The 25,185-nt window shown below is 65.5% G+C and carries 19 protein-coding genes and 2 pseudogenes; 12 read left to right on the top strand and 9 right to left on the bottom strand.

Annotation, left to right across the window (positions count from 1 at the left end):
* Positions 1-18 precede the first annotated feature (18 nt).
* Positions 19-3,429, top strand: a complete 3,411-nt coding sequence (locus DT073_RS12905) for an error-prone DNA polymerase (RefSeq protein WP_124294520.1) — start codon at positions 19-21, stop codon at positions 3,427-3,429.
* Between the two features lie 16 nt (positions 3,430-3,445).
* Here the strand turns inward: DT073_RS12905 and DT073_RS12900 are convergent, their stop codons facing one another.
* From DT073_RS12900 to DT073_RS12880, 6 genes are all read right to left on the bottom strand, one after another.
* The gene (locus DT073_RS12900; RefSeq protein ID WP_124293750.1) at positions 3,446-3,724 is read right to left on the bottom strand and encodes a hypothetical protein; all 279 of its coding nucleotides are present in this window, start codon (positions 3,722-3,724) and stop codon (positions 3,446-3,448) included.
* Between the two features lie 105 nt (positions 3,725-3,829).
* A complete protein-coding gene (locus tag DT073_RS12895; RefSeq protein ID WP_124293749.1) occupies positions 3,830-4,555 on the bottom strand; it encodes a VIT1/CCC1 transporter family protein in 726 nt (241 codons plus the stop codon).
* A 46-nt stretch (positions 4,556-4,601) separates the two neighbouring features.
* Positions 4,602-4,772, bottom strand: a complete 171-nt coding sequence (locus DT073_RS15855) for a hypothetical protein (protein WP_164478192.1) — start codon at positions 4,770-4,772, stop codon at positions 4,602-4,604.
* A 61-nt stretch (positions 4,773-4,833) separates the two neighbouring features.
* Positions 4,834-5,265, bottom strand: coding sequence for an SRPBCC family protein (locus DT073_RS12890; RefSeq protein WP_124293748.1), 432 nt, complete (start codon positions 5,263-5,265; stop codon positions 4,834-4,836).
* A gap of 19 nt (positions 5,266-5,284) precedes the next feature.
* Positions 5,285-6,067: an isocitrate lyase/PEP mutase family protein gene (locus tag DT073_RS12885; protein ID WP_124293747.1), complete on the bottom strand. Its 783-nt coding sequence runs from the start codon at positions 6,065-6,067 to the stop codon at positions 5,285-5,287.
* 48 nt (positions 6,068-6,115) lie between these two features.
* On the bottom strand, positions 6,116-7,762 hold the full coding sequence (locus tag DT073_RS12880; RefSeq protein ID WP_164478191.1) for a sulfatase-like hydrolase/transferase: 1,647 nt from the start codon (positions 7,760-7,762) through the stop codon (positions 6,116-6,118).
* A 181-nt stretch (positions 7,763-7,943) separates the two neighbouring features.
* Between DT073_RS12880 and DT073_RS12875 the strand changes: the two genes are divergently transcribed.
* Positions 7,944-9,221 carry an ATP-binding protein gene (locus DT073_RS12875; protein WP_124293745.1) on the top strand — a complete coding sequence of 426 codons (1,278 nt, stop codon included), beginning with the start codon at positions 7,944-7,946 and terminating at the stop codon, positions 9,219-9,221.
* A gap of 47 nt (positions 9,222-9,268) precedes the next feature.
* Here DT073_RS12875 and DT073_RS12870 read toward each other — a convergent pair.
* Positions 9,269-9,852 (bottom strand): annotated as a pseudogene (locus tag DT073_RS12870) (LLM class flavin-dependent oxidoreductase); the annotation flags it as partial.
* Positions 9,853-10,028: 176 nt separating this feature from the next.
* Here DT073_RS12870 and DT073_RS12865 point away from each other — a divergent pair.
* A complete protein-coding gene (locus DT073_RS12865) occupies positions 10,029-10,544 on the top strand; it encodes a general stress protein (RefSeq protein WP_124293744.1) in 516 nt (171 codons plus the stop codon).
* Between the two features lie 348 nt (positions 10,545-10,892).
* Here DT073_RS12865 and DT073_RS12860 read toward each other — a convergent pair whose 3' ends face one another.
* Complete coding sequence (locus DT073_RS12860) at positions 10,893-11,474, bottom strand: hypothetical protein (RefSeq protein WP_240638610.1); 582 nt, start codon at positions 11,472-11,474, stop codon at positions 10,893-10,895.
* A gap of 348 nt (positions 11,475-11,822) precedes the next feature.
* On the opposite strand from DT073_RS12860, the gene DT073_RS12855 reads away from it, so the two are divergent.
* The 9 genes from DT073_RS12855 (at position 11,823) to DT073_RS12820 (ending at position 23,626) form a co-directional block, all read left to right on the top strand.
* Positions 11,823-13,604, top strand: a complete 1,782-nt coding sequence (locus DT073_RS12855) for a hypothetical protein (protein WP_124293743.1) — start codon at positions 11,823-11,825, stop codon at positions 13,602-13,604.
* A 216-nt stretch (positions 13,605-13,820) separates the two neighbouring features.
* Entirely contained in the window at positions 13,821-14,309 is a 489-nt protein-coding gene (locus DT073_RS12850) for a helix-turn-helix domain-containing protein (RefSeq protein ID WP_164478190.1), read from the top strand.
* A gap of 443 nt (positions 14,310-14,752) precedes the next feature.
* Positions 14,753-15,853 (top strand): DNA cytosine methyltransferase, encoded by a 1,101-nt coding sequence (locus DT073_RS12845; protein WP_240638609.1) that lies wholly within the window; start codon positions 14,753-14,755, stop codon positions 15,851-15,853.
* 97 nt (positions 15,854-15,950) lie between these two features.
* On the top strand, positions 15,951-18,671 hold the full coding sequence (locus tag DT073_RS12840) for a Z1 domain-containing protein (RefSeq protein ID WP_164478189.1): 2,721 nt from the start codon (positions 15,951-15,953) through the stop codon (positions 18,669-18,671).
* Positions 18,668-19,639, top strand: a complete 972-nt coding sequence (locus tag DT073_RS12835; protein WP_124293740.1) for a PD-(D/E)XK motif protein — start codon at positions 18,668-18,670, stop codon at positions 19,637-19,639. The genes DT073_RS12840 and DT073_RS12835 overlap by 4 nt, the downstream gene beginning before the upstream one ends.
* Positions 19,636-21,534, top strand: a complete 1,899-nt coding sequence (locus DT073_RS12830; protein ID WP_124293739.1) for a hypothetical protein — start codon at positions 19,636-19,638, stop codon at positions 21,532-21,534. Before DT073_RS12835 ends, DT073_RS12830 begins: the two co-directional genes overlap by 4 nt.
* Positions 21,521-22,423, top strand: a complete 903-nt coding sequence (locus DT073_RS12825) for a hypothetical protein (RefSeq protein ID WP_124293738.1) — start codon at positions 21,521-21,523, stop codon at positions 22,421-22,423. Before DT073_RS12830 ends, DT073_RS12825 begins: the two co-directional genes overlap by 14 nt.
* Complete coding sequence (locus tag DT073_RS16185; RefSeq protein ID WP_502697153.1) at positions 22,336-23,151, top strand: DUF6339 family protein; 816 nt, start codon at positions 22,336-22,338, stop codon at positions 23,149-23,151. The genes DT073_RS12825 and DT073_RS16185 overlap by 88 nt, the downstream gene beginning before the upstream one ends.
* A gap of 37 nt (positions 23,152-23,188) precedes the next feature.
* Positions 23,189-23,626, top strand: a complete 438-nt coding sequence (locus DT073_RS12820; RefSeq protein WP_124293737.1) for a very short patch repair endonuclease — start codon at positions 23,189-23,191, stop codon at positions 23,624-23,626.
* 167 nt (positions 23,627-23,793) lie between these two features.
* Here DT073_RS12820 and DT073_RS12815 read toward each other — a convergent pair.
* Positions 23,794-25,027 (bottom strand): annotated as a pseudogene (locus DT073_RS12815) (IS30 family transposase).
* Positions 25,028-25,185: the final 158 nt, after the last annotated feature.

Genomic DNA, 25,185 nt, shown 5'->3' with positions numbered 1-25,185 from the left:
ATGCGGACGGAGCCGCTGATGGGCTTCAACAATCCTGGCGTCCCCTGGTCGGAGCTCGAGCGCGTCCTCAGCGACCGGCGTCGACCGCGCAACATCCCCGCGGGGGCCGACGGGGGAGACAGTCCCGCCTGGTCGCACAAGCGGGGCCCCTATGTCCCGCCCGCCATCGAACGGCCCGCGGAGACGGTGCCCTATGCCGAGCTGCATGCGCACTCGTCGTTCTCGTTCCTCGACGGCGCGTCTTCTCCGGAGGAGCTGGCAGAGGAAGCCGAGCGTCTCGGCCTCCATGCCCTGGCCGTCACCGACCACGACGGGTTCTACGGGATCGTGCGGTTCGCCGAGGCCGCCGAGAACCTGCAGGTGAAGACCGTGTTCGGAGCAGAGCTGTCGCTCGGTTTCGACGATCGGGCGCCCACGCCGTCGCGGGCAGGAGACGCCGACCCCGAGGGGTCGCACCTGCTGGTGCTCGCCCGCGGGGAGGAGGGCTATCACCGGCTCGCCGCCGCCCTCACGCGAGCCCAGCTCGCGGGGTCGGAGAAGGGACGCCCTGTCTACGATCTCGACGAGCTGTCGGCGCGGGCCGACGGGCACTGGGCGATCCTCACCGGATGCCGCAAGGGCGCGGTTCGCCGCGCGCTCGCCGAGGAAGGACCGGCGGGCGCCGCGGCGGCGCTCGACCGCCTCGTAGCGCTGTTCGGCCCGGAGGCGGTGAACGTGGAGCTGACGGATCACGGCAATCCGACCGACACCCGCGACAACGACGTCCTCGCCGCCCTCGCCCGGGAACGCGGCCTGCCCATCCTGGCCTCGAACAACGTCCACTACGCCGCCCCCGAACGGGCACGGCTCGCCGCCGCCGTCGCCGCGATCCGCGCGCGCCGAGGGCTCGACGAGCTCGACGGATGGCTGCCCGCCCATGCCGCGGCTCACCTGCGTTCGGGCGCCGAGATGGCCGAGCGCTTCGCCCGGTACCCCGGAGCGGTGGCGCGCACGGTGGAGCTCGCCGACGAGCTCGCCTTCCCGCTGCGTCGCGCGCGCCCGGCGCTGCCGCGACAGAAGGTGCCCGAAGGGCACACGCCGATGTCGTGGCTGCGGCACCTGGTCTGGGAGGCCGTTCCCCGCAAGTATCCCGACCTGTCGGCCGACAACCGCGCCCGCATCGAGCGCGAGCTGCAGGTCATCGAGACCAAGGACTTCCCCGGCTACTTCCTCATCGTGCACGGCATCGTGCAAGAGGCGCGGCGCCGCGGCATCCTCTGTCAGGGTCGTGGGTCTGCCGCCAACAGCGCGGTCTGCTACCTGCTCGACATCACCGCCGTCGACGCCATCGCCTACGAGCTGCCCTTCGAGCGCTTCCTCTCGAGCCTCCGGGATGAAGAGCCCGACATCGACGTCGACTTCGACTCCGACCGGCGCGAGGAGATCATCCAGTGGGTCTACGCCACCTACGGCCGTGACCGCGCCGCCCAGGTGGCTAACGTCATCCAGTACCGGCCCAAGAACGCCGTCCGCGACGTCGCCAAAGCCCTCGGCTACTCCACCGGGCAGCAGGATGCGTGGTCGAAGCAGGTCGAGCGCTGGGGGGCGTCGCTGGAATCGGGCCCCGACAACGACATCCCGGCCCAGGTGATCGAGTACGCTTCCGAGCTGCTGAAGGCCCCGCGCCACCTCGGGATCCACTCCGGGGGGATGGTGCTCACCGACCGCCCCGTCGGCGAGGTCGTCCCCATCGAGCACGCCCGGATGGAGGATCGCACCGTCATCCAGTGGGACAAGGACGACGCGGCCTGGATGGGGCTGGTGAAGTTCGATCTGCTGGGCCTCGGGATGCTCGCCGCCCTGCAGTACTGCTTCGACATGGTCCACACCGCCACCGGTGAGCGGTGGGAGCTGGCGACGCTGCCCAAGGAGGAGCAGGCGGTGTACGACATGCTCTGCCGGGCCGATTCGATCGGGGTGTTCCAGGTGGAATCCCGTGCCCAGATGGGACTTCTCCCGCGACTGCAGCCGCGGCGGTTCTACGACCTTGTTGTGGAGATCGCCCTCATCCGCCCCGGTCCGATCCAGGGCGGGGCGGTGCATCCGTTCGTGCGGAGGAAGCTGGGCCAGGAGCCGGTGACCTACGCGCATCCGAAGCTCGCGCCCGTGCTGCAGCGCACCCTGGGGGTGCCGGTCTTCCAGGAGCAGCTCATGCAGATGGCGATGGCCATCGGCGACTGCTCGGGAGAGGATGCCGACCTGCTGCGTCGTGTGATGGGCTCCAAGCGGGGAGTCGAGCGCATCGAGTCGCTGCGCGAGCGCCTGTACGAGGGGATGGCCCGCAACGGCCTCGTCGGAGAAGATGCCGACGCGATCTACCGTCAGATCCAGGCCTTCGCGAACTTCGGCTTCGCCGAGTCGCACTCGCTGTCGTTCGGGCTCCTCGTCTACGCAAGCTCCTGGATCAAGCTGCACTATCCCGCCGCCTTCCTCGCCGGGCTTCTCCGGGCCCAGCCGATGGGGTTCTACTCGCCCGCGACCCTCGTCGCCGATGCGCGCCGGCACGGGGTCGAGGTGCAGCGCCCCGATTTGCTCCGTTCCGACGTGCACGCGACGCTCGAACCGGTCGGCGACGCGCGCGGCGCCACCGGCCGCCCCGAGTGCGCGCACCGGAACCAGCCTCCGGTGCCGGTGTTCGACCCGAAGGCGCCCGACGAGTCCGAGGCGCATCGGCGCGACGGCCATCACGCCGTGCGGCTGGGGCTCGCGGCGATCAAGGGGATCGGTGAGACCCTCGCGGCGAAGATCGTGACCGAGCGACGGCAGCGGGGCGACTTCCGCGACATGCGGGATCTCGTCCGCCGGACCGGAGCCACCGCAGCGCACCTCGAGGCGCTCGCGACCGCAGGAGCGTTCGAGTGCTTCGGGATCACCCGCCGCGAGGCGCTCTGGATCGCCGGCTCCGCCGCACAGGACCGCGCGGAGTTCCTCCCCGACTCGATGGTCGCGGTGCAGCCGCCGCTCTTCCCGGATCAGTCCAGCTACGACATCCTCGCCGCAGACCTGTGGGCGACCGGGATCTCCACCGACGACCACCCCCTCACGCACTTCCGCTCGGGGCTGGATACCCGCGGGGTGCTCACCTCACAAGAGCTGCGGACGCACGACCCGGGGCGGCGCGTCGAGGTGGCGGGGCTCGTCACCCACCGTCAGCGACCCGCGACCGCGTCGGGCATCACCTTCCTCAACCTGGAGGACGAGCACGGCGTGGTCAACGTGATCTGCTCCGTCGGGGTGTGGAACCGGTATCGACGTGTCGCCAGAGATGCTCCGGCTCTCATCGTGCGGGGAATGCTCGAGCGATCGGAGGAGGGCGTGACCAACCTCGTGGCCGATCGCTTCGAAGATCTGCGCGTGGGCGTCGGGCACCGGTCGAGGGATTTCCGCTGACGGCGCCGTTCCGCGCTCAGGCGACGCGGCGCTGCCGGCGTGCGCGAGCCTCGTCGAGGATCGCCTCGAGCGAGTCGAACCATCCCGTCCGCATCGGGGCCTGGACCCAGACGACCTCGAACCTCGACCCGTCCTCCTGCACGTAGGCGAGGAGGCATGCCGGATCGTCGTGAGGCAGGGCGAGATCGGTGATGACCCAGCCGCCTGCCGCAAGCCGCACCAGTTCGAACTGGTCTGCGCCGAACGATTCTCTGTCGAACGGCTCCGTCGATGTGCGGGGTGACTCGGTCAGCATGGCGTCCTCGTCCTTCTGCCTGGGAAACCAGTGAAGCGCCTTTCCTGCGTGCTGACTGCTCCCTTTCGCTTCCGGCGCCGGTGTGGCAAGATCCGCCCGCAGCGGTCAGGCCACTCCGGTTCCGAGCAGCGTGCCGATGAGGAAGGTGGCGCCGAGCGCGAGGGCTCCGCCGACGACCGTGCGGATGACGGCGCGTAGCTGTCGCGCGCCGCCGATCCACGCCGCGACGTACCCGGTGACGGCCAGGGCGACGAGAACACTCGCGAAGGTGAGCCAGATGCGGGCGGGGTGGGGGACGAAGAGGATCGTGGCGAGGGGGAGGAGCGCGCCGATCGTGAAGGCGACCGCCGAGGCGATGGCGGCCGACCAGGGACTCACGACGTCGCTCTGATCGATGTTCAACTCGATCGAGAGGTGCGCGGCGAGGGCATCGCTCTCGGTCAGCTCCTTCGCGACCGCCGTCGCCGTCTGCTCGCTCAACCCCTGCGCGCGGTAGAGGCCCACGAGTTCGGCGAACTCGCCGTCCGGGTCGGTGGCGAGTTCGCGACGCTCCTTCTCGATGAGCGCGTGCTCGCTGTCGCGCTGACTCGATACCGAGACGTACTCGCCGAGCGCCATCGAGACGGCGCCGCCGACGAGTGCCGCGGCGCCCGCGAGCAGGACGGGCCCGACAGCCGAGGTGGCACCGGCGACACCGACGACCACCGCCGCAGTGGAGACGATGCCGTCATTGGCACCGAGAACTCCGGCGCGCAGACCGTTGAGGCGCTGGGCGAGCCCCGGCCGGTGCGGTTCATCGGGAGGCGCCGTGGAAGGCCGATCGTCGCTCATGTCCCGACGTTAGCGGCGGGACGGTGCCCCGGCCAGGGGGCGCCGATCAGGCGACGAGCGAAAGCGCCTGCGCGAGCGCGTCGGAAGACTCGTGGGTCTCGGTGAAGGGGACGATGCCGAAGTAGCTGCCGATCACCAGCAGGAAGACGAAGACGATCGACAGGAACAGGATGCCGAGCGACGCCAGGGAGAGCAGGAGGGGAAGGCGGGAGGTCACCCCTCCATGATGGCGCATCCGCGTCATCCCGTGCCCGAGGATGTCTCGACGACGGGCCTGATCACGCCTCCAGGATGCGGACGACGCGACCGAGACCGGTCGCCAGGGTGGAGCGGATGGTGTCTTCGATCATCGGCTCCACCAGCCGCAGCATCCCCGACGGCTCGCCGTCGATCGTGGCGCTGACCCGCGTTCCTGCGGCGTGGTCGGCCAGGTCGAACAGCAGGGATGTCGGGAACGTCCCCCGCGTACTGACGATCGCCATCCGTCCCGGCGGCACGAACTCGGTGACGCGCCAGTCGAACTCCACCTCGCGGCCCATGACCCGCATCCGGCTGTGGATCGTGCTCCCCACCCCGACCGGGGCGGCCGAGGTCAGCGTCTCGGAGATGACGGTCTCGTCCCACTCGGGGCGCCGGCCGGCGTCGGTGAGATAGGCGAACACGTCGGAGCGCGAACGCGCGATCACGACGACCTCGGTGACGGTGAACATGGCGGGAACGGCGCCAGCGTCAGTTCAGCGCGGGGGTGTCGTCGGGGATGACCCCGTCGGCGTACAGCGACTCACCGAGGTCCCGAAGCGCGCGGAGCGCGACCCGCTGCGTGAGCGGACCGTACGAGATGCGGGCGACGCCGAGCTCCTCGTACTCCTTCGCCGGGAGGGCACCGGGGAAGCCGATGACCGAGAGCTTCCCGCGCCCCAGCCCCTCGACGATCCGCTCGACGTGAGCACGATCGATGGCGCCCGGGACGAACACCACCGCGGCGCCCTCGTCGAGGAAGGCCCGGCCGCGTCGGATGGCCTCGTCGAGCTGCTGATCGATGGGGGCATCGCCTCCGCGCAGAAGCGCGTCGGTGCGGGCGTTCAGCTGGAAGGGCACGCCCTCGGCCTCGGCCGCACGCACGATCGCACGAACCCGCGCGACGGCTTCGTCGAAGGGGCGCATGCGGTCTTCGACATTGGCGCCCACGATGCCGAGCCCGATCGCGCGGCGCACCGTCTCGCCCGGCTCGTCGTACCCGTCGTCGAGGTCGGCGCTGACCGGCAGGTCGACCGACTGTGCGATCCGCCCCGCCGCCTCGAGGGCGGTGTCGAGCGGCATGCCGCCGTCGGGGTACCCCAGGCTCGCGGCGATCGAGTGCCCGGCGGTCGCGAGCGCGCGAGTCTCGGGCAGGTCGGCGATCGTCCGGGCGCTGATGACGTCCCAGACGTTCACCACCCGCAGGATCTCGGGTGCCTGGTGGAGCGTCTGAAGAGTCTGTGCCTTGTCCTGGATGGTGGTACCTGAGGTCATACCGCGACGCTACCCGACGGTGGGGGCCTGCCGGCGCAGAGGTCGGGATCAGCCGCTGAACGCCTCGACGAACCGGTCGCGGAACGCATCCATGCGCCACACCGGCGAATCCACGGACGGGCGGAAACCGGCATCCCATTCCCACGCCTCGATCCGCTCGAACACCGCGGGGTCTTTCGACACGATCGTGACGGGCACGTCGCTGTCGGCATCCGGCCCGCTGACGACACGGGAAGGCTGGTGGTCGCCGACCAGCACGAGAACGAGATCTGAGGGGTCGTAGGTCTCGACGAACGACAGGGTCGCACCGAGCGAGTACTCCATCGATTCGGCGTAGTCGGCGCGGGTGCGCCGCTCGTCGGGCCAGAAGCTTGCCGCGGCCGTGTCATCCAGCTGACCGGCGAAGAGGCTGCCGTCACCGAGGTCCGCCCACGGCACGAGCCGGGGCGTCGGCGTCCACGGCGTGTGGGAGGAGACGAGGGAGACCTCGGCCATGATCGGCGCGCCGTCGCCGGCGAGCTCCTCGTCGAAGAAGCGCTGCCACGTGTACTGATCGGGCACACGCGCGAAGCCGAAGGCGGGGCCGGCGTAGGCCAGTTCCTGCTCGTCGAGCATCCGATCGAAACCGTAGAACGCCTCACCCTCCGGCCAGGGCTCGGTATGCGCGGGGTTGACCGTGACCGTGCGCCAGCCGGCGTCGCCGAACAGGCGGCTCAGCGTCATCCGCTCACTCGACAGCAGCGCGTCGTATTTCTGCTGCGTGTCGACCCACGCGCCGCTCTGCAGCGTGCCGTGGGCGAGCCAGCTCACGCCGCCGAAGGTGGGGGAGGTGAGGAACGCGCTCTCGGCGCGGTATCCGTTCTCGGTGAGCCGCTCGGCGCTCTCGTCGATCAGCCGGGTGATGCCCGCCATCTCGTCGGTGTCCGACACCGCGACCTCGCCGTAGCTCTCGACGAAGGCGATGACGACGTCCTTGCCGCGGAGGCCGGCGAGAGGGTCGTCGGGGGCGCCGCCGGCAAGCGAGTCGTCCTGGAGCGCCCGTTCGAAGGCCTCCTGGTCGGGGACGCTCTCCGCCGCCTGCACGGCTTCGCCGACGAGGGTTCTCGTGACATCCGCCGCCGCGACAGCTGCTCCGGTGGGATGCTGCGCCCCGACGACCGACAGGATCACCCACGCCGTCGCCGCGGCGGCCACCGCCACCCGCCCCCGCGCGCCGAAGTGCGACACCGACCGGGCGCACCGCAGCACGCACCGGCCGACCACGAACACGGCGGCAACAGCGACACCGATGACCATCAGCGCTGCGAGGGCTGCGGTGAACGGACCCACGACGTCCTGCACCACCTTGTAGGCGTTGACGACGGCGCGCCAGTCTTCGGTGGCGGCGAAGCCGCGGTCGATCGTTCCCCGGAACGACAGGTCGAGCAGGGCGACGAGCGCAGCCAGCACCGTGACCGCCCCGAACGCATACGCGGCGACTCGCTGGAAGACGCCGCGAACGGCGACGACAAGCAGCAGCACGAGGATCGTCTCCACCGGCAGCCGCGCCGCGAGGCCCGTACCGGCGTCGAGCGCGCCGGGGATGAGCGGAGCGCCGAACACCGTCACCCAGGCGAGCGCGGTGACGACGAGCTCCGGCGTCCGGGCCTGCGGACGACGGGCCGGGAGAGTGGGTGCCACCCCCTGGGCCGTCATACCGCGACGGTACCCGACCCCGCGGTACTCGTCGCGCGGATGATCGACCCACCGGCCGAACGGGGTGGTTCCTGTGTCAAGGTGGTGCCCTGACCACCGCGTCGAACTCGGCGAACGGCAGGTCTGCGGTTCGCGGACCGACGCCACCGCCTGTGCTCGGCAGATGAGGGACGGAGAAGACGTGGCATCGTGGCGCATCCGTGATTATCACGCGGAAGATGTCGACGGCATCCTCAGTCTCTGGGAGCAGCTCTCGCGCGATGGTGCCGAAGCGGTCTACGGCCTGTCGGAGGTTCTCGCGTCGTGCGCGAAGGACCACGCGGTCGTCGCCGTTTCCGGGGAGCAGATCGTCGGAGCAGCGGTCGGGCGCGCTGCGCACGCCCAGGGGTGGGTGGTCTTCCTGGCCACTGCCACGGGATTCGGCGCAGGGGGTCTCGGTTCCTCGCTGCTCGCGGCACTAGAGGTCCGTATGGCTCCGCACGGAATCTCCAAACTCTCCGCACTGATCCCGGCGACCGAGACGAAAGTGGATGCCTTCCTGTCGCAGGGCTTCGAGCTGAAGCAAGACCTCCACTATCTCGAGCGTCACATCCCGGTGCAGGGCAACGAACTCAAGCGGCTCGCCGAGCTGGGCGGTCGCGTCCTTCCGCGTGGCCTGTGGGACGCCGTCGGGGGGATGAACGCCGAGAAACAGCTTCTCGAGCGCCGCGTCGTGCTTCCGCTCGCGCAGTCGGATCTCGCGGAGCGATTCGGTGTGGTGCCGCCGCGCGCCATCGTGCTGTTCGGCCCGCCCGGAACAGGCAAGACGACCTTCGCCAAAGCCATCGCGTCACGACTGGAATGGTCGTTCGTCGAAGTCTTCCCGTCCCGTCTCGCCGCGCACGCCGGCGGGCTGGCCGGTGCGCTGCGAGAGACCTTTGCGTCGATCGCAGAGCTCGAGCACGCCGTGGTGTTCATCGATGAGGCGGAGGAGATCGCTTCGCATCGGCAGGGCGAACCGCCGTCGCCGACCCAGGGCGTCACCAACGAGCTGCTGAAGATCATCCCGGCGTTCCGTGAGCAGCCTGGCCGTCTCCTCATCTGTGCGACCAACTTCATCCGGTCGCTGGACGCGGCCTTTCTCCGGCACGGGCGATTCGACTACGTCATTCCGATCGGCCTTCCCGATGGCATGGCACGCGAAGCCATCTGGCGCCGGTACATCCCCGAGGCGGCGGTGGGCGTGGATGTCGCCGAGCTGGTGGCCATGAGCGAGGGATTCTCGCCCGCCGACATCGAGTTCGCCGCGCGGAAGGCCTCGCAGTCCGCCCTCGAGAACGCGGTCGATTCGGGAGCAGCCGAACCGCAGGGCCCCTTCATGGCCGACTACACCACCGCGATCGCCGGAACGCGGGCAACGGTCTCCGCCCAGGTCGCCGCTGACTTCCTGGAAGACATCGAGACGGTGGGCCGGATGTAGGGAGCGGAAGCGCCGCTCGATACGCCGGCGCTACCCGACCGTGGCGGCCTGCTCGGGTCGGCCAAGACGCCGCTCTCGCGGTCGCGGACCACCGCGTCATCCTCCCAGGATCCCTCCCAGAGCTTGTAGAGCACCTCGAGGTACTCGTCGGCGACGTCGTAGCGCTGGTCGTGCTCGAGCTGGTCGTCGTGCCCCATGTTCCGCGCGGCGCTCGGCAGGTATCCGGTGACGACGTTCCAGCCCACCCGGCCCTTGGTGAGGTGATCGAGCGTCGACATGCGCCGGGCGAACGGGTACGGGTGCTCGTACGCGGTGCCCGCGGTCACCCCGAAACCCAGGTTCTCGGTGACGGCGGCCATCGCCGACACGAGGAGAATCGGGTCGTTCACCGGCACTTGCGCGCCGTGACGGATCGCGGCCTCGTTGGAGTTGCCGTACACGTCGTAGGTGCCGAGCACATCGGCGATGAAGATGCCGTCGAAGGTGCCCTATTCGAGGAGGCGAGCGAGATCGGTCCAGTAGGAGAGGTCCTTGTACCGGGCGGACTGGTCATCGGGATGCCGCCACATGCCGGATGACTGTGCGCGACGCAGTTCATGTCGAAGGCGTTGAACCGGATCTGCCTGCTCATGCCCCCAGCACCGGGATGACGTCCGGGGAGGTCGAACGGGCTGTCATCAAGCGTCACACTGCGGGGTGCGCGGCTCGGAGGCCGTTGACGTGGTCTACGACGAGGCGGACGATGGGCGTTGAGGCCAGCCGAGGTGTTCGGTGAGGCCCGACACCGCAGGAACCGGGGGACCGACCATGACCGACGCAGCAGCTCCCAGCCAGGCACGCTCCGTGCTGGCGAGCTTCACCGAGTACGCCGACGCGCAGGCGATGGTCGACAGACTGTCTGACCAGCAGTTCCCGGTCGAGCACGTCGCGATCATCGGCTACAACGTCCGGATCGAAGAGCAGGTGACCGGGCGGATGACGAACTGGACGGCCGCCGGCTACGGCGCCGCGTCAGGTGCCTGGTTCGGCCTTCTCATCGGCCTGCTCTTCGGGCTTCTGTCCGACAACATCGCGGCGTGGATCCTGCTGCTGATCCTCGGCCTCGGACTCGGCGCTCTCTGGGGAGCGGTGTTCGGCTTCGTCGGGCATGCGGCCACCCGGGGCCGCCGCGACTTCAGCTCCGTCAAGCAGTTCCTCGCGGAGCGCTGGGACGTCACTGTCCGGTCTGACGAGCTGCTGCGAGCCCAGAGCGTTCTGGCCAACACAACGCAGAGCGCTACAGAGGCTCCACGCGTAGGCGACCCATCCACCCCGCGGGCGTGACGGATACGGGGGTAATTTTCGTCGAAGCCCCCTGGAGGGACTCGGCCACGTTTTGAGCATTTTGCATAGCGACGTGAAACGACAACTTTAGCGCGGGATCGCGCAGATTTCCGGGAGTCAGGCGGCATCGCGCGACAGCCAAAAACGGCCAGCTGCGAATGGAATGGGGGCAAGATGCGGGCAAGAATTGCCCACCGAGGGGCGTGATCCGGGCCCATGCGGCGAGCGACTGCGGGCAAGCTCGCTCTGAGCACATTCTCGAAGCACCAATTTTGGGCACTCTGCTTGGATCTTCGATCGACATTCAGCAACATGCTTAAGCGACCCTCAGGGATGCGTTGAAGGCAGTCAGACGGCGTCCACACCGCGTCTCTCATGGGCCGATCGAAGGCCCTTCGGGTCGGGGGACCCGAAGTGGGGCGCCGTGGGGTTGTAGAACCCGCCCGGGTTGTAGGGGTCAACCGCCGGCGCCCGTCGTGGCTCCTGAATGCGGATTTCGGGTGCCAGGCCCGAGTCGCGTGCGCGACTCATGAGGCGGGTCGCGGTGCTCTGGCTGATCTGGAGAGTGTCGGCGACCAGCTTCAGCGGCGGATAGCTGATTGCTGTCGCGACGCTATAGACCGAGATCGCGGCGTGGAGGGACTCCATGGGGTCGCGCTCCTCGTGTGCCCGCACGCGGCTGAGAAAATCGCGCACCGATATGCGGTCGACCTGGTCACCGCCCTCATCGTCGACGTCGACGGTGACGACGTCGAGAGCTGACCTTGTCATGATCCAATGCGTTCGCACCTCGCGGAGCACTTGGCTAGTGATGTCGACACCCTCCGTCTTGCGCTCGAGGGCATCGAAGACGACGACCATGCGTCCGAGCGCGTCATCCCACTCCACGCGGACGGTGATCGTGCCGGGCGCGTCCTGCTCACCCGACACGCGCGCGCCAGGACTTCGGAAGCGTCACACCGCTGCCGACATCAACGCGCTCGTCGCTGAAGTCATACACACCGACGTCTGCCATGAAGCTCACCATCCCCGTCATTGACGATTCGCGAGAAAGACTGTCGATCTTGGCTCACCCGCGTGGTACCTGCGACGAAGGGAGACTGACGCGCCTGAAGGGCCGTCAGCCGATTGAGCCGAAGGCGGTTGGTTCGCGAAGCGCAATCGGGATGTCAACGCCGTCTGCTTCTCGTTTCGTATCCGGCTCGTAAGAGGATGGAGTCGCGCGACGCCGCCTGTGTCGCAGCCGCTACCGCTCGCCGCAGGCAGCAGACTTTACACATGGGGATCGGTGACTCATTCCGGCATCCCGTTGCTCAGTTGCCGGAGTTCAAAGCTCTGCCGACGCTGTTACGAACTCCTGGTTCCCGTCATCCCACAGCACCAATTCGCGCCCTCACGCCATACGATCGGGCATTTCGGGCGTGCTTCGGGTCGGCCGTCGAGTGGGCGCAACGGCGCTACCTGGAGTTGCTTCCCTCTGTTGTGGACGGTGAGCTATTGGAGGGCGCACTGGCGTTCGACTACCTTGTGACGCTTCGAGAGGCGCTTGTGGTCGCGGCTAGTGATCTCGCTGACGAGTACCACTCCGCGTCATGGTTGGAACTCCTCCGGTTACTGAACCCGGCGGCGACTAGAGACATCGGCCCTTACGGAGCCGATGCAGACTTCCAGTCGTTGTTTCGGGTTGCGGAGAACCTCGTCGGCTCCGCGAACGGGGCGACGCTCCATTCGTTGTCCGAGACGGGTGTCCCCACCGCGGTCTCGATGCGGCTCGCTCGGCTCCTGGCGCTCGCTGGCCTGGTGGATGACCTCGAGGGCGCGATCAGATCATCCACGAAGGGCGCCACCTTCCGCGTGTACCGTCGACGACGTCCACGGATAACGAAGAACGACGAGTTGCGCGACGCCCTCGCGGAGTTCGACCTACGCAATCGCTACAGCAACGTCGAGCACCACGCATACCTGGATCAACGAGGCACCTACGATCTTCCCGGCGATCCTGCGGTCCTCGCCGTCTTTCGTTTTCCAGACGGCTTCGCGCTCAACCCGACCTGGACAGGTGCATTCCGGGGCGCAACGTTGACGGATGACCTTGCGCAGTTCACCGTCCGTGTTTTCACTACGGGCGACCCGACGAACGCCGTCCTCGGTCAGGGTGCCCTGGACGCCTTTGATGATCCCGACGCGACAGCTGCCATCGTCGTCTTCGGCCATGCGCTTCTTCGTCGTGTGCTCGAACGAGACACGGCAGCAGGGCAGTCCCTGACTCGCTACGGCACACTCCGGATCCCGGCGCACGAGCTGGAGTCTGAAGTCGCAGAGGCGCTAGAAGAATCGAACGTGTCAGAGTGGCTGAGCTTGCACGGCAGGGCAGCCCTTGGGGTGGACCAAGTCCTGCGATTGGTTGACGGCATGTTTCATCTCGGTCGGCGGAGCTACCCTGGCCCGATACTTCATTCGGTTCAGGACGATGTCTTGGTAGACGTTTGGGCTCTCAGTTGGCACATGACGGTGGGGCTTCGAATCGATCCTTCGATTGGTGGGGCGCTAGTCAACGCGAGTGCCGAAGAGTTCGAACTGGTAACGCAATCTGTAATCGACGGCACTCCGTTCGCGCCACCTCCAGATCTTAGGAAGTTGCGCGGCAGGACTCTCCGCCTGGCTGGCGCACCCATCACGGACGTCGACGCATTAGTCGTTGTCGGGCGGAAGTTGTTTTTGATCTCGTGCAAGCGCGTAACACTCCGAGTCGACTACCTGGCCGGTGACTATCGGAGCGTTCGCAATGCTCAGTCGCGGGTTGACAGCGCGTTGGACGAGTGGTCAGAACGTATCCGCATCATCCGCGGCTCCCCAATCGGTGACAATTACGATTTCACCGGGTATGAAATCGACGGATTCGTAGTCGTCCCGGAGCTTGTCTACTCGTCTCGGGCTAAGTCGCGTGAGTTGCTGCGCATCGGAGTCGAACGGTTCTTCTTTACTCGAGTTGAGTCGCTCGCCCAGCTAACTGCGACCCTGACGATGGCATCCAACCCGAGCGCTTTTCCAAGGGCTTAGCCGTAGCGCGGGCCGAATCGTCGCACGTGCGCTTGTTATCGGCGGCGCTCGAAAATTGCACATTTGCGTCGGGGTGGTTTCCAGTGACGGTCGCAACGAGGACCATCCGAAAGGAGTGCTCGCATGTCGTCTCGTCGTGTTCCGAAGGGGCCGGGTCGTGGCCCGAAGTCGTTGGCTCGGAAGCGGTTCATTGAGCTGCTTGCCGAGGGCTGGTCGATGTCCGCGGCCGCACGGGAGGTGGGTGCCAGCCGGCCCGCTGCGAACATCTGGAAGAACGGCACCACCGTCCGGCGCAAGGATGGCACCGTCAAGGTCGTGTCACCGCTCGAGCCACTCTCTGTTCGTGTCATCTCGCCTCGATTCCTCTCGGAGGAGGAGTGGTATCAGATAGCTGACCTCGCGTCATGCGGGATGGGTCCCACGGCGATTGCGACGGTGCTGGAGAGGGCGCCGTTGACCATCAGCCGGGAGCTGAGGCGCAACCTGCACTCGCCCGGGCAGTATCGACCGTTCCACGCGTACGCGACCGCCGCGAGCCGACGTCGGCGCCCGCGACCGCTGAAGCTGACCACCGATCAGGTGCTGCGTTCGTACGTGGTCGCGAGCGTGAAAGAACCGTGGGGTCCACAGCGGACCTCGCGGGCACTGCGTCGCGCTCACCCGCAAGAGCCGGCACGGCGGTTCGCGACGGAGACGATCTACTAGGCGATTTACCGGCCCGCCACCGGAATCGTCCGCAAACCGACGCCATCACCCCTGCGAACCGGGCGTGATCACCGGCGCAGTCACACCCGTCAGATCCGCGCCGGGAGGCGATTTGCCAGGATAGGACGCGTTTTGCGGATCTTCCAGGGATTTTTCCGGCGTGTAGGTGCGTGTAGCGGAGTGCTTCTAAACGGTATCGCTCACCCGCGGTGCCTGCGTGCATCGCTCTGCATTTGAAGCATCGATGGCGCGGTGTGCGAGCGTGCTTGATCGGAGCCGCGCGCGCGACGACGGGATGTGCCATCGGTGGTATACGCCGTGCGACTCGCGATAGCGGTGGGTTTCAAGGGACCACCCGCGTGGAGCGGAGGCGATGTCGCACAGTCTCGCTAGGCTCACTGACGGACCTCCCAAGAGGAACAACGGCTTAGGAGACACGCACGGTGGCGCTTGGATTCACACTTGGAGAGCTCTTCGCGGGACCGGGCGGCATGGCTCTCGGCGCTCACGAGGCGGCGCGAGCGACGGGCACCCTGCTCCGGCATGGTTGGGCCAACGACTACGACCAGAACACCGTCTCCACATACATCGCCAACATCAGCGGCGCCACTACGGACTCAGTGATCTGTCAGGACGTCAGGTCACTCGACTTCGAATCGCTACCACACATAGACGGTTTCGCCTTCGGCTTCCCCTGCAACGACTACAGCCTTGTTGGCGAGAATCGTGGACTGAAAGGCGAGTTCGGGCCGCTCTTCGCCTACGGCGTGAAAGTCCTGGAACACCATCAGCCTGAATGGTTTGTCGCCGAGAACGTCAGCGGACTCCGTAGCTCGAACGGTGGACGGGATTTCAAGAGAATCCTCGACGCGATGCGAGGAGCCGGCCGCGGTTACAAGCTCACTCCCCACCTTTACCGATTCGAAGACTACGGCGTTCCTCAGCGACGCCACCGCATCATCGTGGTGGGCGTGCGCGAGGACGTCCCTGTTACCTTCCGCGTCCCCGCACCGACTCACCCCGATCGCGATCAGTGGAAGACAGCTTCGGAAGCGCTCAGTGACATCCCCCCGGGGGCGCCGAATCACAGGATCATTCGTCACCCTGAATCGGTTGTCCGGCGACTGGAGCTGATCGACCCGGGTGAGAACGCTTTCAACGCAAAGCGGATGACGGACGAGTACCGACTCAACGTCAAGGGTGCCACTCTGAGCCAGATATACAAGCGTCTTCATCCAGACAGACCGTCCTACACCATCACTGGATCGGGTGGAGGTGGTACGCACGGATATCACTGGGCAGAGCCCCGCGCACTTACAAATCGCGAGCGTGCTCGAATTCAGACGTTTCCCGATGATTTCGAGTTCATGGGCGAACCAGGGAGCGTGCGCCGACAGGTTGGTATGGCCGTTCCCCCTCTCGGCGCCTTTCACATCTTTCGTGCGCTCTTCCTGTCCTTCAAGGGCACGGCCTATTCCTCGATCCCGCAGAACCTCAACCAGGACGGTTCGGCGGTCGGACGTCCTCAGTTGATTGACGCCTAGTGGCGAACAGGGGCACGCTTCTGCCGTACTTCAGTCGTCCGGTCATGGCTACCGAACATCCTCAGGTCCCGACGTACGCCGCCAATCAGGAGAGATGATGTCGAGTTCACCGCTGTCCGAAGCTGACTTCCGAACTGGCTTAGGGGCACTCGAGGGCATGCTTGCTAGCCAGCCCGGCAGAAAGGGCTCTGCTGCAGAAGCCGAGGCGAAGGCGCTCATCGAGCGGATGTTCCCGGGTTTCGGTCTTGCCTACGACGTGTATCTGCAGGATCAGCGGAACATCATCGAGACGATACAGATCGGCAATCTGGTCAAGAAGGACGGCGGATACAGCTCCTGGTACAGCGGGCCACGCACGGCTGTCGGCGAATGGCCCGCGTACAGAGAGGTCCTGAATTCACGTCTCCCTCAATCAGCTGTGAAGGCCATCGACGACTCCACGACGCTCATCCTGTCGCGTTGCGCCAACCCAAAGGAGCCCGGTGCTAGACGCAAAGGGCTGGTGATTGGGTACGTCCAGTCCGGAAAGACCGCCAATTACGCAGGCTTGATCGCTAAGGCGGTCGACGCGGGCTATCGCATCGTGATCGTCCTCGCCGGTATGTACACGAATCTGCGTGCTCAGACTCAGCTTCGACTCGAGTCGGATCTGAATGTCAACGATGCCAATGAGAAGGCGGGCGTCGCTTGGTCGCTCATGACGGGCAAAGACACAGACATCGCCCCGAAGAACAACGTGGGCATCATGGCCAGCACGAGCAACGTCGCGATCATGATCGTGAAGAAGCACGAAAGCCGACTGGCGAACGTCGCCAAATTCCTCCGGGATATCCCCGACGAGACGCTGCGCAATCGCGCAGTTCTGATAATCGATGACGAGTCCGATCAGGCGACGCCGAACACGAAGAGCGATCAAGATCTCGTGTCGACCATCAATCGCCGAGTGCGGGACATCTGGAAAGAGGTCCCAACCGGCACATACGTCGCCTACACGGCGACGCCGTTCGCGAACATCTTCATCGACCCCAGCGACGAGGAGGATCTGTACCCCGACGACTTCGCGATGGTCCTCCCTAAGCCCGACGGTTACATGGGCGCCGACAGCTTCTTCGATGTCAATCAGGATGCAGATCACGATGAGGACGAGGACATCTATTCCTTGTCTCACCTAATCAGCCAAGACGATGCCGATGTCCTTGTGCCGCACGGTAGGGACATCGAGGCCTTCGAGCCAGCCATAACGGATTCGCTCAGCGATGCGATCCGATGGTTCATCCTTGCGACCGCGGTGCGTCAGCTGCGGACCGGCAAAGTCGCTCACTCGTCGATGCTGCTTCACACCTCGCACCGAGTGCGCGCTCACCAACTGCTCAAGGATGCAGTCGCTGGCTTCACAGAGTGCCTCGCCCTCAACCGTGCCGACGAAGAGGAGCAGTTCCGGTTGGTTTTCGATCGAGAGATCGGTCGCGCTGCCCACCTCCGCGGGGCGCAGGATGAACCAGGGTGGGCGCAAGTATGGGAGAAGACGAAGGAAATCATCGGCCACGTCACGGTCAAGATCGACAACGGGCAGTCCGACGATCGACTGACGTATCCCGATGATGAGCCACAGCTCGTGATCGCGATCGGAGGCGGCACCCTCTCCCGCGGACTCACGCTCGAGGGACTCGTTGTGTCTTACTTTCTACGTGCATCCAATACCTACGACACGCTTCTGCAGATGGGGCGATGGTTCGGATTTAGGCCTGGATACCAAGACCTCGCGCGCGTGTGGGTGGGGCCAGGGCTCTTGGACGACTACTCCCATCTCGCGCGTGTCGAGCGCGAGCTCCGCTCAGAGGTTGCAGCACTCGAGGCGGAGGGGAAGACTCCGCGCGAACTGGCGATACGCGTACTTGCGCACCCCGGACGGCTCCAGATCACGTCCACCGGGAAAATGTCCAACACGATCGTCGTCCACGCCGGCCTGGGCGGAAGCCGTCGCCAGACGATCTACCTCGACCGCTCTCGCGCGGGAGCTCTTCGAGCGCAGGAAGCAGCTAGGACGATCGTGGGCGCGGCAGTCGGGCGTGGGTTGGCCCATCACGTCCAGGCGACGAAGTCTCGAACGACAAGCGCATCACAATTGTTCGCGGGTCTCACGAACGACGACCTCATCGACTTCCTTGAGCACTACTGGGTCGCGGACTCGGATCCTTGGTTGCAGCCGTCGGCGATGCAGGAGTGGCTTACGTTGCACGGTGACGGTGTGACCTGGAACCTCGTCCTCGTCTCAGGCCCTGGACGCCTCGGGCGATTCACTTATGCGGACGGAATCGACGTAGGGCTCGTCAGCCGCGCCCCGCTCAAGGCCGAATTCTGGACACCGGATCGGCTCCCCACCTCTCCACCCTCAGGCTCCGACGTCGTAAACATTCGGGCACTGATGTCAAGCACGGACTCGCTCCTCGACCTCCGGATTCTCGAAGACAACGGTGTGCTTGAGGACCCAGACGGTCTCCTCGACTCCGCCGACACGAACGACGTCACCAGCGTTCGACGCGTTCGTCAGGCTCTGGCGCCCAGCACGGGCGTGATCGTTCTCTACGCCCTGAGCGCGAACTCCCAGCCGCGCCCAAGCTCAAAGACGCGTCGGGCGATGGACGCTCAAGAGGATCTGATTGGAATAGGGGTGATCTATCCGCACGCCGAGGCGGAGGATGATGGCGAGTACATCGCGGCCGAGGTCCGGCCCACGCTCAGCGACGACGATGCCGACGCAGACGTGGCAACTCTCACCGATACAGAGGGAGACTTCGTAGAGCCAGGTGCTGCGTGACCGCATACGAACGCGTCACCCACGCCCTCGGACTACTCGACCGGGCGACTACTTCGCCCGGTCAGATCAACGCAGCTCCGGTCGGCCCCGATCGTGACATCCATGAAGCTCGACTTGCAAGAGATCACGCCGGAGTCGTTCATCTACTCGTCGCGCTCCCGCCCGGTCGTAAGCCATTCGAGTTGCCTCTCGGGGAGGTCCTGCCGGCCGAATGGATAGGACAACCGCTTGACGACGGGTCGTTGACGTCCCTCGACATCGCTAGTCACGATCCAACGCTCACCCCGACATTCCTATCGCTGGTCGGCGAGATGCTTAGCCGCGTCGACGAGTCCGGGGAGCCGTGCATCGATGCACTGATGCGAGTCCTCCATGCATGGCGAGCAGCTCTCGCCCGGGGTCAGCGGGGGCTCTCGCGGCAACGAGCGATCGGTCTCTTCGGTGAGCTCACGGTCCTCTTCAGACTCGCGCAGCTCGATCCGCCACGCGCTCGAGCCGCATGGCGCGGACAGGAAGGTTACAGGCACGACTTCTTCCTGCGAAACGCGCTGGAGGTCAAGGCATACACCGGCGGAGACTCGCCTGCCGTGGATATCCACGGTGCTCACCAACTCGATCCACCGTCAGGCGCCTCCCTCCATCTGCTCGCGATGCGACTCGAGGAAAGCGCCGACGGTCAGACGGTCTCTGAACTCATCGAGAGAATCGACGCATCCGGGCTGCCGAAGGGCATGCTGTTTGAGCGGTCAACTGACTCTTCCCCTATCGTCAGCGAGGGCACCATGCGGTTCGTAGTGGCGAGCGAGCGCCTGTTTCGAGTAACCCCGGAGTTTCCCGGCCTGCGCGTCGCCACACTGGGAGAGACCGCATTCTCAGCAGTTCAGCGTCTTCGCTATTCGCTACTCCTGGACGCCTGCCCCGGCGAAGTGGATCCGTCCAAACTGGCCGACGTGCTGGTGGACCTGTGAGCGCCTCGGCGCTGGGTGCTATCGAGCCTCTCGATTGGTTCCCAAAGCAGTTCCAGCCGGGCGATATGGATTCGACCGGGGGCGATCGCCTGCTGGGCAGGACGGAGCTCTCTCCTCTCGAAATTCTTATCAGGGAGACCGCGCAGAACAGCTGGGACGCCCGCCGTGATGGTCGGAAGTCGACCTACGGCCTCCATCTGCGCCGCATCGACTGGCGGATGCGAGCGGACCTCGCTCGGTTGCTTCCAGACAATGAACCAGTTCCCGCTGGGGGACTGCCCGATAATCCTTACGTTCTCGAGATCTACGATCGCGGGACGACAGGTCTAAACGGGCCCGTCACACTGAGACCCGTTTTGGGAGACAACCCTCGCAACTTTCAGGACCTCATTCTGAAAGTTGGCGTTCCGCGCGATGACGGTAAGGGCGGGGGCACCTATGGTTTAGGGAAGACCGCGTCCTATGCTTTCAGCCAACGAGGCACGGTCGTCTATTGGACGCGATGTTTCAACGAGCAAGGGGTCCTCGAGCATCGGCTGATCGCGTCTGCGTTCCGCGACTCCTATGTTGAGGCTGGCGTTCAGTTCACCGGACGCCACTGGTGGGGTGTACGCGATGGAGACACGATCCTTCCCCTCATCGGCGACGCCGCGGAGGCTCTGGGCTCACGGCTGTTCGCCCGCGGGTATGAGGATGACGAGACTGGCACCTCGATGCTTATTGTCGACCCTGATCTCACCCGAGAGAGCCTGGGGGCAACAGACGACGAGGAGGATCCTGTTCTCGATCTGGCAACGCAGGCGACGACCTTCGCGGCGAAGGCCCGTTCGGCGATTCGAGTCCATCTGTGGCCCAAGCTCATCACCCTTCCAGACACCGACGAGCCACCGATGGAGCTCCTGCTGGAGATTGACAACTCCCGCCAACGATTGATCGATGCTGAGATTGGGACGCTGGCTCTTTGGGGCGCAGGACTGAACGCCATTCGTGCTCATCGCGCGCGGACCGACGCGTCGATAAAGACTCCGCAGGGGTTTCCGGTGCACGTCGTCCCCATCACTCGATACCAGCAGACCCTCGGCCACCTGGCCTTCGTTCAGCGATTCCAAGCCCTTGAGCGAACCGCGGAGCATGACGACCTTGACCCGACCCGGAACCCTGCGATCTCGCGTATCGCGCTCATGCGGGGTCAGCCCGAGCTGATCGTGGCGACCGTCGACTGGATCGCCCAAACGCCGTTGGAGGGTCTCGAGTGGCTGGCCGTCTACAAATCGGCCGACGACTGGGACGCCGTCTACGCCCGAACAGAGCCGCCTGCCCATGACTCGTGGATCGCGAGCTCAGGCGGTGAAGAGGGCCTTGTCGTCAAGGCCACTCGAACGAAGATAATTAGCGCCATCCGAGAGGCTCTCTACCCAGAGCCGGCGGTGATTCAGCCGGCACAAGAGCGAGTCCGAACGGGCGCTCTTTCGCGGCGATTGGGCGCTCTCCTACCAACACCCCATGAACCCCGCACTGACACCGGCCTAGGGCCACCCGATCGAGGTGATCGTCGTAGCAGGGCTTCTGCTCGGATCCGCCGAATCGAGGCGAGCCCTCCCCGGTTGATTGCCACCTACGAGGATGGCCGTCAGAGGCAGAGTGTGGGGTTTGTCGTTCAAGGCGGTCCAGCGCAATCCCTAGTACGTATCAGTGTCAGCGTGGTCGGCGACGAAGGCGTGCACGAGCCGCTCGACGTCGATGAGCTCGAGGTTCAATGGATCGGAGCAGACGCATCTAGCCCCTCGACGGCCGTCGCTGCGAATGGAGTGCCCGTAGTCGTGCAATTCACGGGCACGGCCAGGCGAGCGCTACGTATCGACTTGAGCGCGGAGGACGTCGATGGCGACCACTGAGTCACGCCCGTACCGCACGCCTTCTCCAACGTCCGTGCAAGGGCGGCTGGAGATCATCGCCCCTGCATGTCGCAACGAAGAGATCGCCGACGTTTGGAGCCCGGGCGACAATATTGCGCTTCGCGGCGTGGCAACCCTCTCGGATCAATTCTGGATAGAGACCGGCATCGACAAAGGCGATGACGTGCGCCTGGTCGCTGTTGCGACCTGCGCGCCCGCTCGAATCAGGTGGCGTGCGAATTCCCGCTTCGAGGCCAGCGAAGAAGGGTGGACGGCCTTCGTCGATCTGACGGCGAACGGGAGCGACATCGCAGTGTCTCTGACGGCGGACCTCTGGGTCGTTGGCCCGGGGCGAACCGGCAGCGCGGTTCAGGAGAACGCCGTACACGGGAGCGCCAAGCTTTGGCAGCTCGCCACACCGCTGATACTTGCGTTGGAGCACGACGACGCGGAGTTTCCGACCTCAGCGCTGTCGTTCTCGCAGACTGGGCGCCGAGCAGTTCCGTGGGTCGTGGAGACGGTTCCCGACGCTGAACCTCACTGGAGCATCAGTTCGTCGGTTCGCCTCTTCGTCAATACCGACATGGAAGTGTGTCACCCGATCCTCGAAGGCACGGCAGGAGCGAGCACGTATGCCGCGATTGAATGCGACATACACATGGCGGTCCTGCGGCTACTCGGCAGCTGGCAGAACGTGGTCGACGGCCGTGGCATCTTGGCGCTCGCTGATGATGACTTTCGCTGCATCGCCGCACTCGGACTCGGCATCACAACCTCGCTAGGAATCACGATCGAGGAGGGATGCCGCCTTGCCATGGAGGAGCCACTCAAGCTGGCCGATCGCTCCCGCGAGGCCCTCAACTTCCTCCAAGAGCAGGACCCCCGATGAGCTACATTTACCCCCGACTGCCACGTGCAGAAGTCGAAAGCGAAATCACTCGGCTGGAGCGGACTATTCAGTCCGGAGGGATTGCGCGGCCGTTTCAGGACGGTGGGCACCATCCAGCAGCAACCTTTCCCGGAGATGGAATCCCAGTTCCTGCCTCTCGCTTGAGAGCCTTGCATGACGCGATAGGAAACGCGGTCGCCCCCGACTCCTCCCGTCGGAGGAGCGATCGAGACCGGGCCTTCGACAAAGCTGCGGGTAATGCGCTCGCGCGCTGGTTCGAAGAGGAAGGCCGCCTACAGGCGTCGCATCCCGACGTCTGGCCCTACCTCACTCTCGTCGTGCTTCCAGACTTGGCAGTCCAGCGGTTTGGCCCGGATTCACGGGGGAAGCTCCCGGCGGATCGGTATCGAGGCGGAAGACGCAACGTCTTCCAGCGTCTGTACCTTCGATCCTGGATCCTGGGAGACCTACTGAACGACCCAGACCTACCTCTCTATGAAGATGAGCTCGTCGGTCTGATCGACCGAAATTTGTCGTCGGATCATCGCCTCGCTCGCCTCATGAGCGAACAGATTATGTCCCTGAGTCGCGTGTCCAACCGCCGCGACGCTGTGAGAACTGCGTTCAAGACACTCCAGTTCGAACTCCGCGTCACCGATCTATCGGCGATGCGGGACGAGGAGTTACGCGCGCTGCTCGCTAGCATGTTTCCAGTGAAGGTGCCCTGACAAGCCACGGACTGACTGACGCGAGTTACTCTCGGGTATGGCCGAATCCTGGGCCTCGAGTGAAACGTCGCGGCGCACCATGCTCGCAAATCGCCGGCGGGACACCATGCCGGAACTGCGTGTCCGAAAACTTCTGCATGCTGCCGGCCTGCGATACCGCGTGGACGTGGCGCCCATCCCAATGCTTCGGTCGAGAGCGGACATCGTCTTTACCCGGCGACGGATCGCCATCTTCATCGACGGCTGCTTCTGGCACGGCTGCCCGCTGCATGGAACTACACCGAGAGCAAACGCCGACTACTGGGTCCCGAAGCTCGCACGCAACACCGCTCGTGACACTGAGACCACAGCCACGTTGACGCAGGCGGGCTGGCACGTTCTGCGGTATTGGGAGCACGAGTCCCCCGACCTGGTGGCTCACGCCATCGTTGAGGTGTGGTCGCGACACTCTTCGGCAGATGCGCGAGGAGCGTGATTGCGATCGGGAACCAGTCGTCTGCTGTCAGGATCTGACCGCATGACGAACACGTCGAGCCCACCGGGCCGAATAGAGCAATCCGAGCAGAGCACTTCGTTGGGCGCCGCTAGCAGCCCCCTGCGGGAAACGTGGTGTCCAGTTCTCCATTGCTTGTATTCCAGCAGTCATCGCAACGAGGGGTGATTCTCGGAGGCTAGCAAGGCGTTGAAGAGCTCGTGCGGTGTTCGGTCGTTGAGAGTGATTCGGGGGCGGCGATTGAGCTCGAGTTCGACGCGGGCGAGGTCGTGCGGCGAGTGCACCGACAGGGCGGTGGACTTCGGGAAGTACTGCCGCAACAGGCCGTTGGCGTTCTCGTTGCTACCTCGCTGCCACGGGCTTGCGGCGTCACAGAAGTAGATCCGTGTTCCTGTGTCGGCAGTGACGTCGAGGTGCTTGGCCATCTCGGTGCCCTGGTCCCATGTCAGCGTGCGCCGCAACCGCGGCGGCAGCTCGCCGAGGGCGCGAACAAGCGCGGCGTGCATCTCGATCGAGTTGAACGCCGGCAGATCAGCAACTTCACGTAGCGAGTCTGCCGTTCCACGAGCGTGCCGATCGCGGAACGGTTATGGGGACCGACGATGAGGTCGCCTTCCCAGTGACCCGCCTCAGAACGGTCGGTGGGTTCCAAGCCGCGCTGATGCACCGACAGCATCGGCTGGGCGAACCGTCTCCCGGCGCGGATTTGACGGGTGTGACCGCGCCGGTGATCGCGTCCGGTCCGCAATGGTGACGGCGCCGGCTCGCGGATGATGCCGCTCGCAGGGCGGTAGATCGCTTGATAAATCGTCTCTGTCGCGACCCGCCGTGCCGGCTCTTGCGGGTGCGTGCGCCGCAACGCCCGGGCGATCTGCTGTGGACTCCACCGTTGCTTCAGCCTCGCGACGACGTAGGACCGCAGCACCTGGTTGGTGGTCAGCTTCAGCGGTCGCGTGCGCCGACGTCGGTTCGCGGCGATCGGGTGTGCGTGAAACGGCCGGTATTGCCCGGACGAGTGCAAGTTGCGTCGCAGCTCCCGGCTGATCGTCGACGGCGCTCTCCCCAGTACCGTCGCAATCGCCGTGGGACCCATCCCGCGTGATGCGAGAGGTCAGCGATCTGAACCCGCTCCTCTTCCGAGAGGAATCGAGGCGAGATGACACGAACGGAGAGTGGCTCAAGCGGTGGCACGACTTTGACGCCGCCATCCTTGCGCCGGACGGTGGTGCCGTTCTTCCAGATGTTCGCAGCGGACCGGCTGACGCCCACCTCCCGCGCGGCTGCAGACATCGGCCAGCCCTCGGCAAGCAGCTCCATGAACCGCTTCCGAGCCAACGACTTCGGGCCACGACCTGGCCCCTTTGGAACACGACGAGACGACATGCGAGAACCCCTTTCGGATGGTCCTCGTTGCAACCGTCACTGGAAACCACCACGTCGCAATGGCCTACTTTTCGAGCGTCGTCAACATCCATCCGGTCGGGACATGCTCAGGGTAGAAGAAGGACCAAGTCTCAACGTCTGAGTCGTGCCATTCCTCC

This window comes from Microbacterium sp. ABRD28, from assembly GCF_003850245.1.
GTDB lineage: Bacteria > Actinomycetota > Actinomycetes > Actinomycetales > Microbacteriaceae > Microbacterium.
This window is presented reverse-complemented; position numbering and strand designations above follow the sequence as displayed.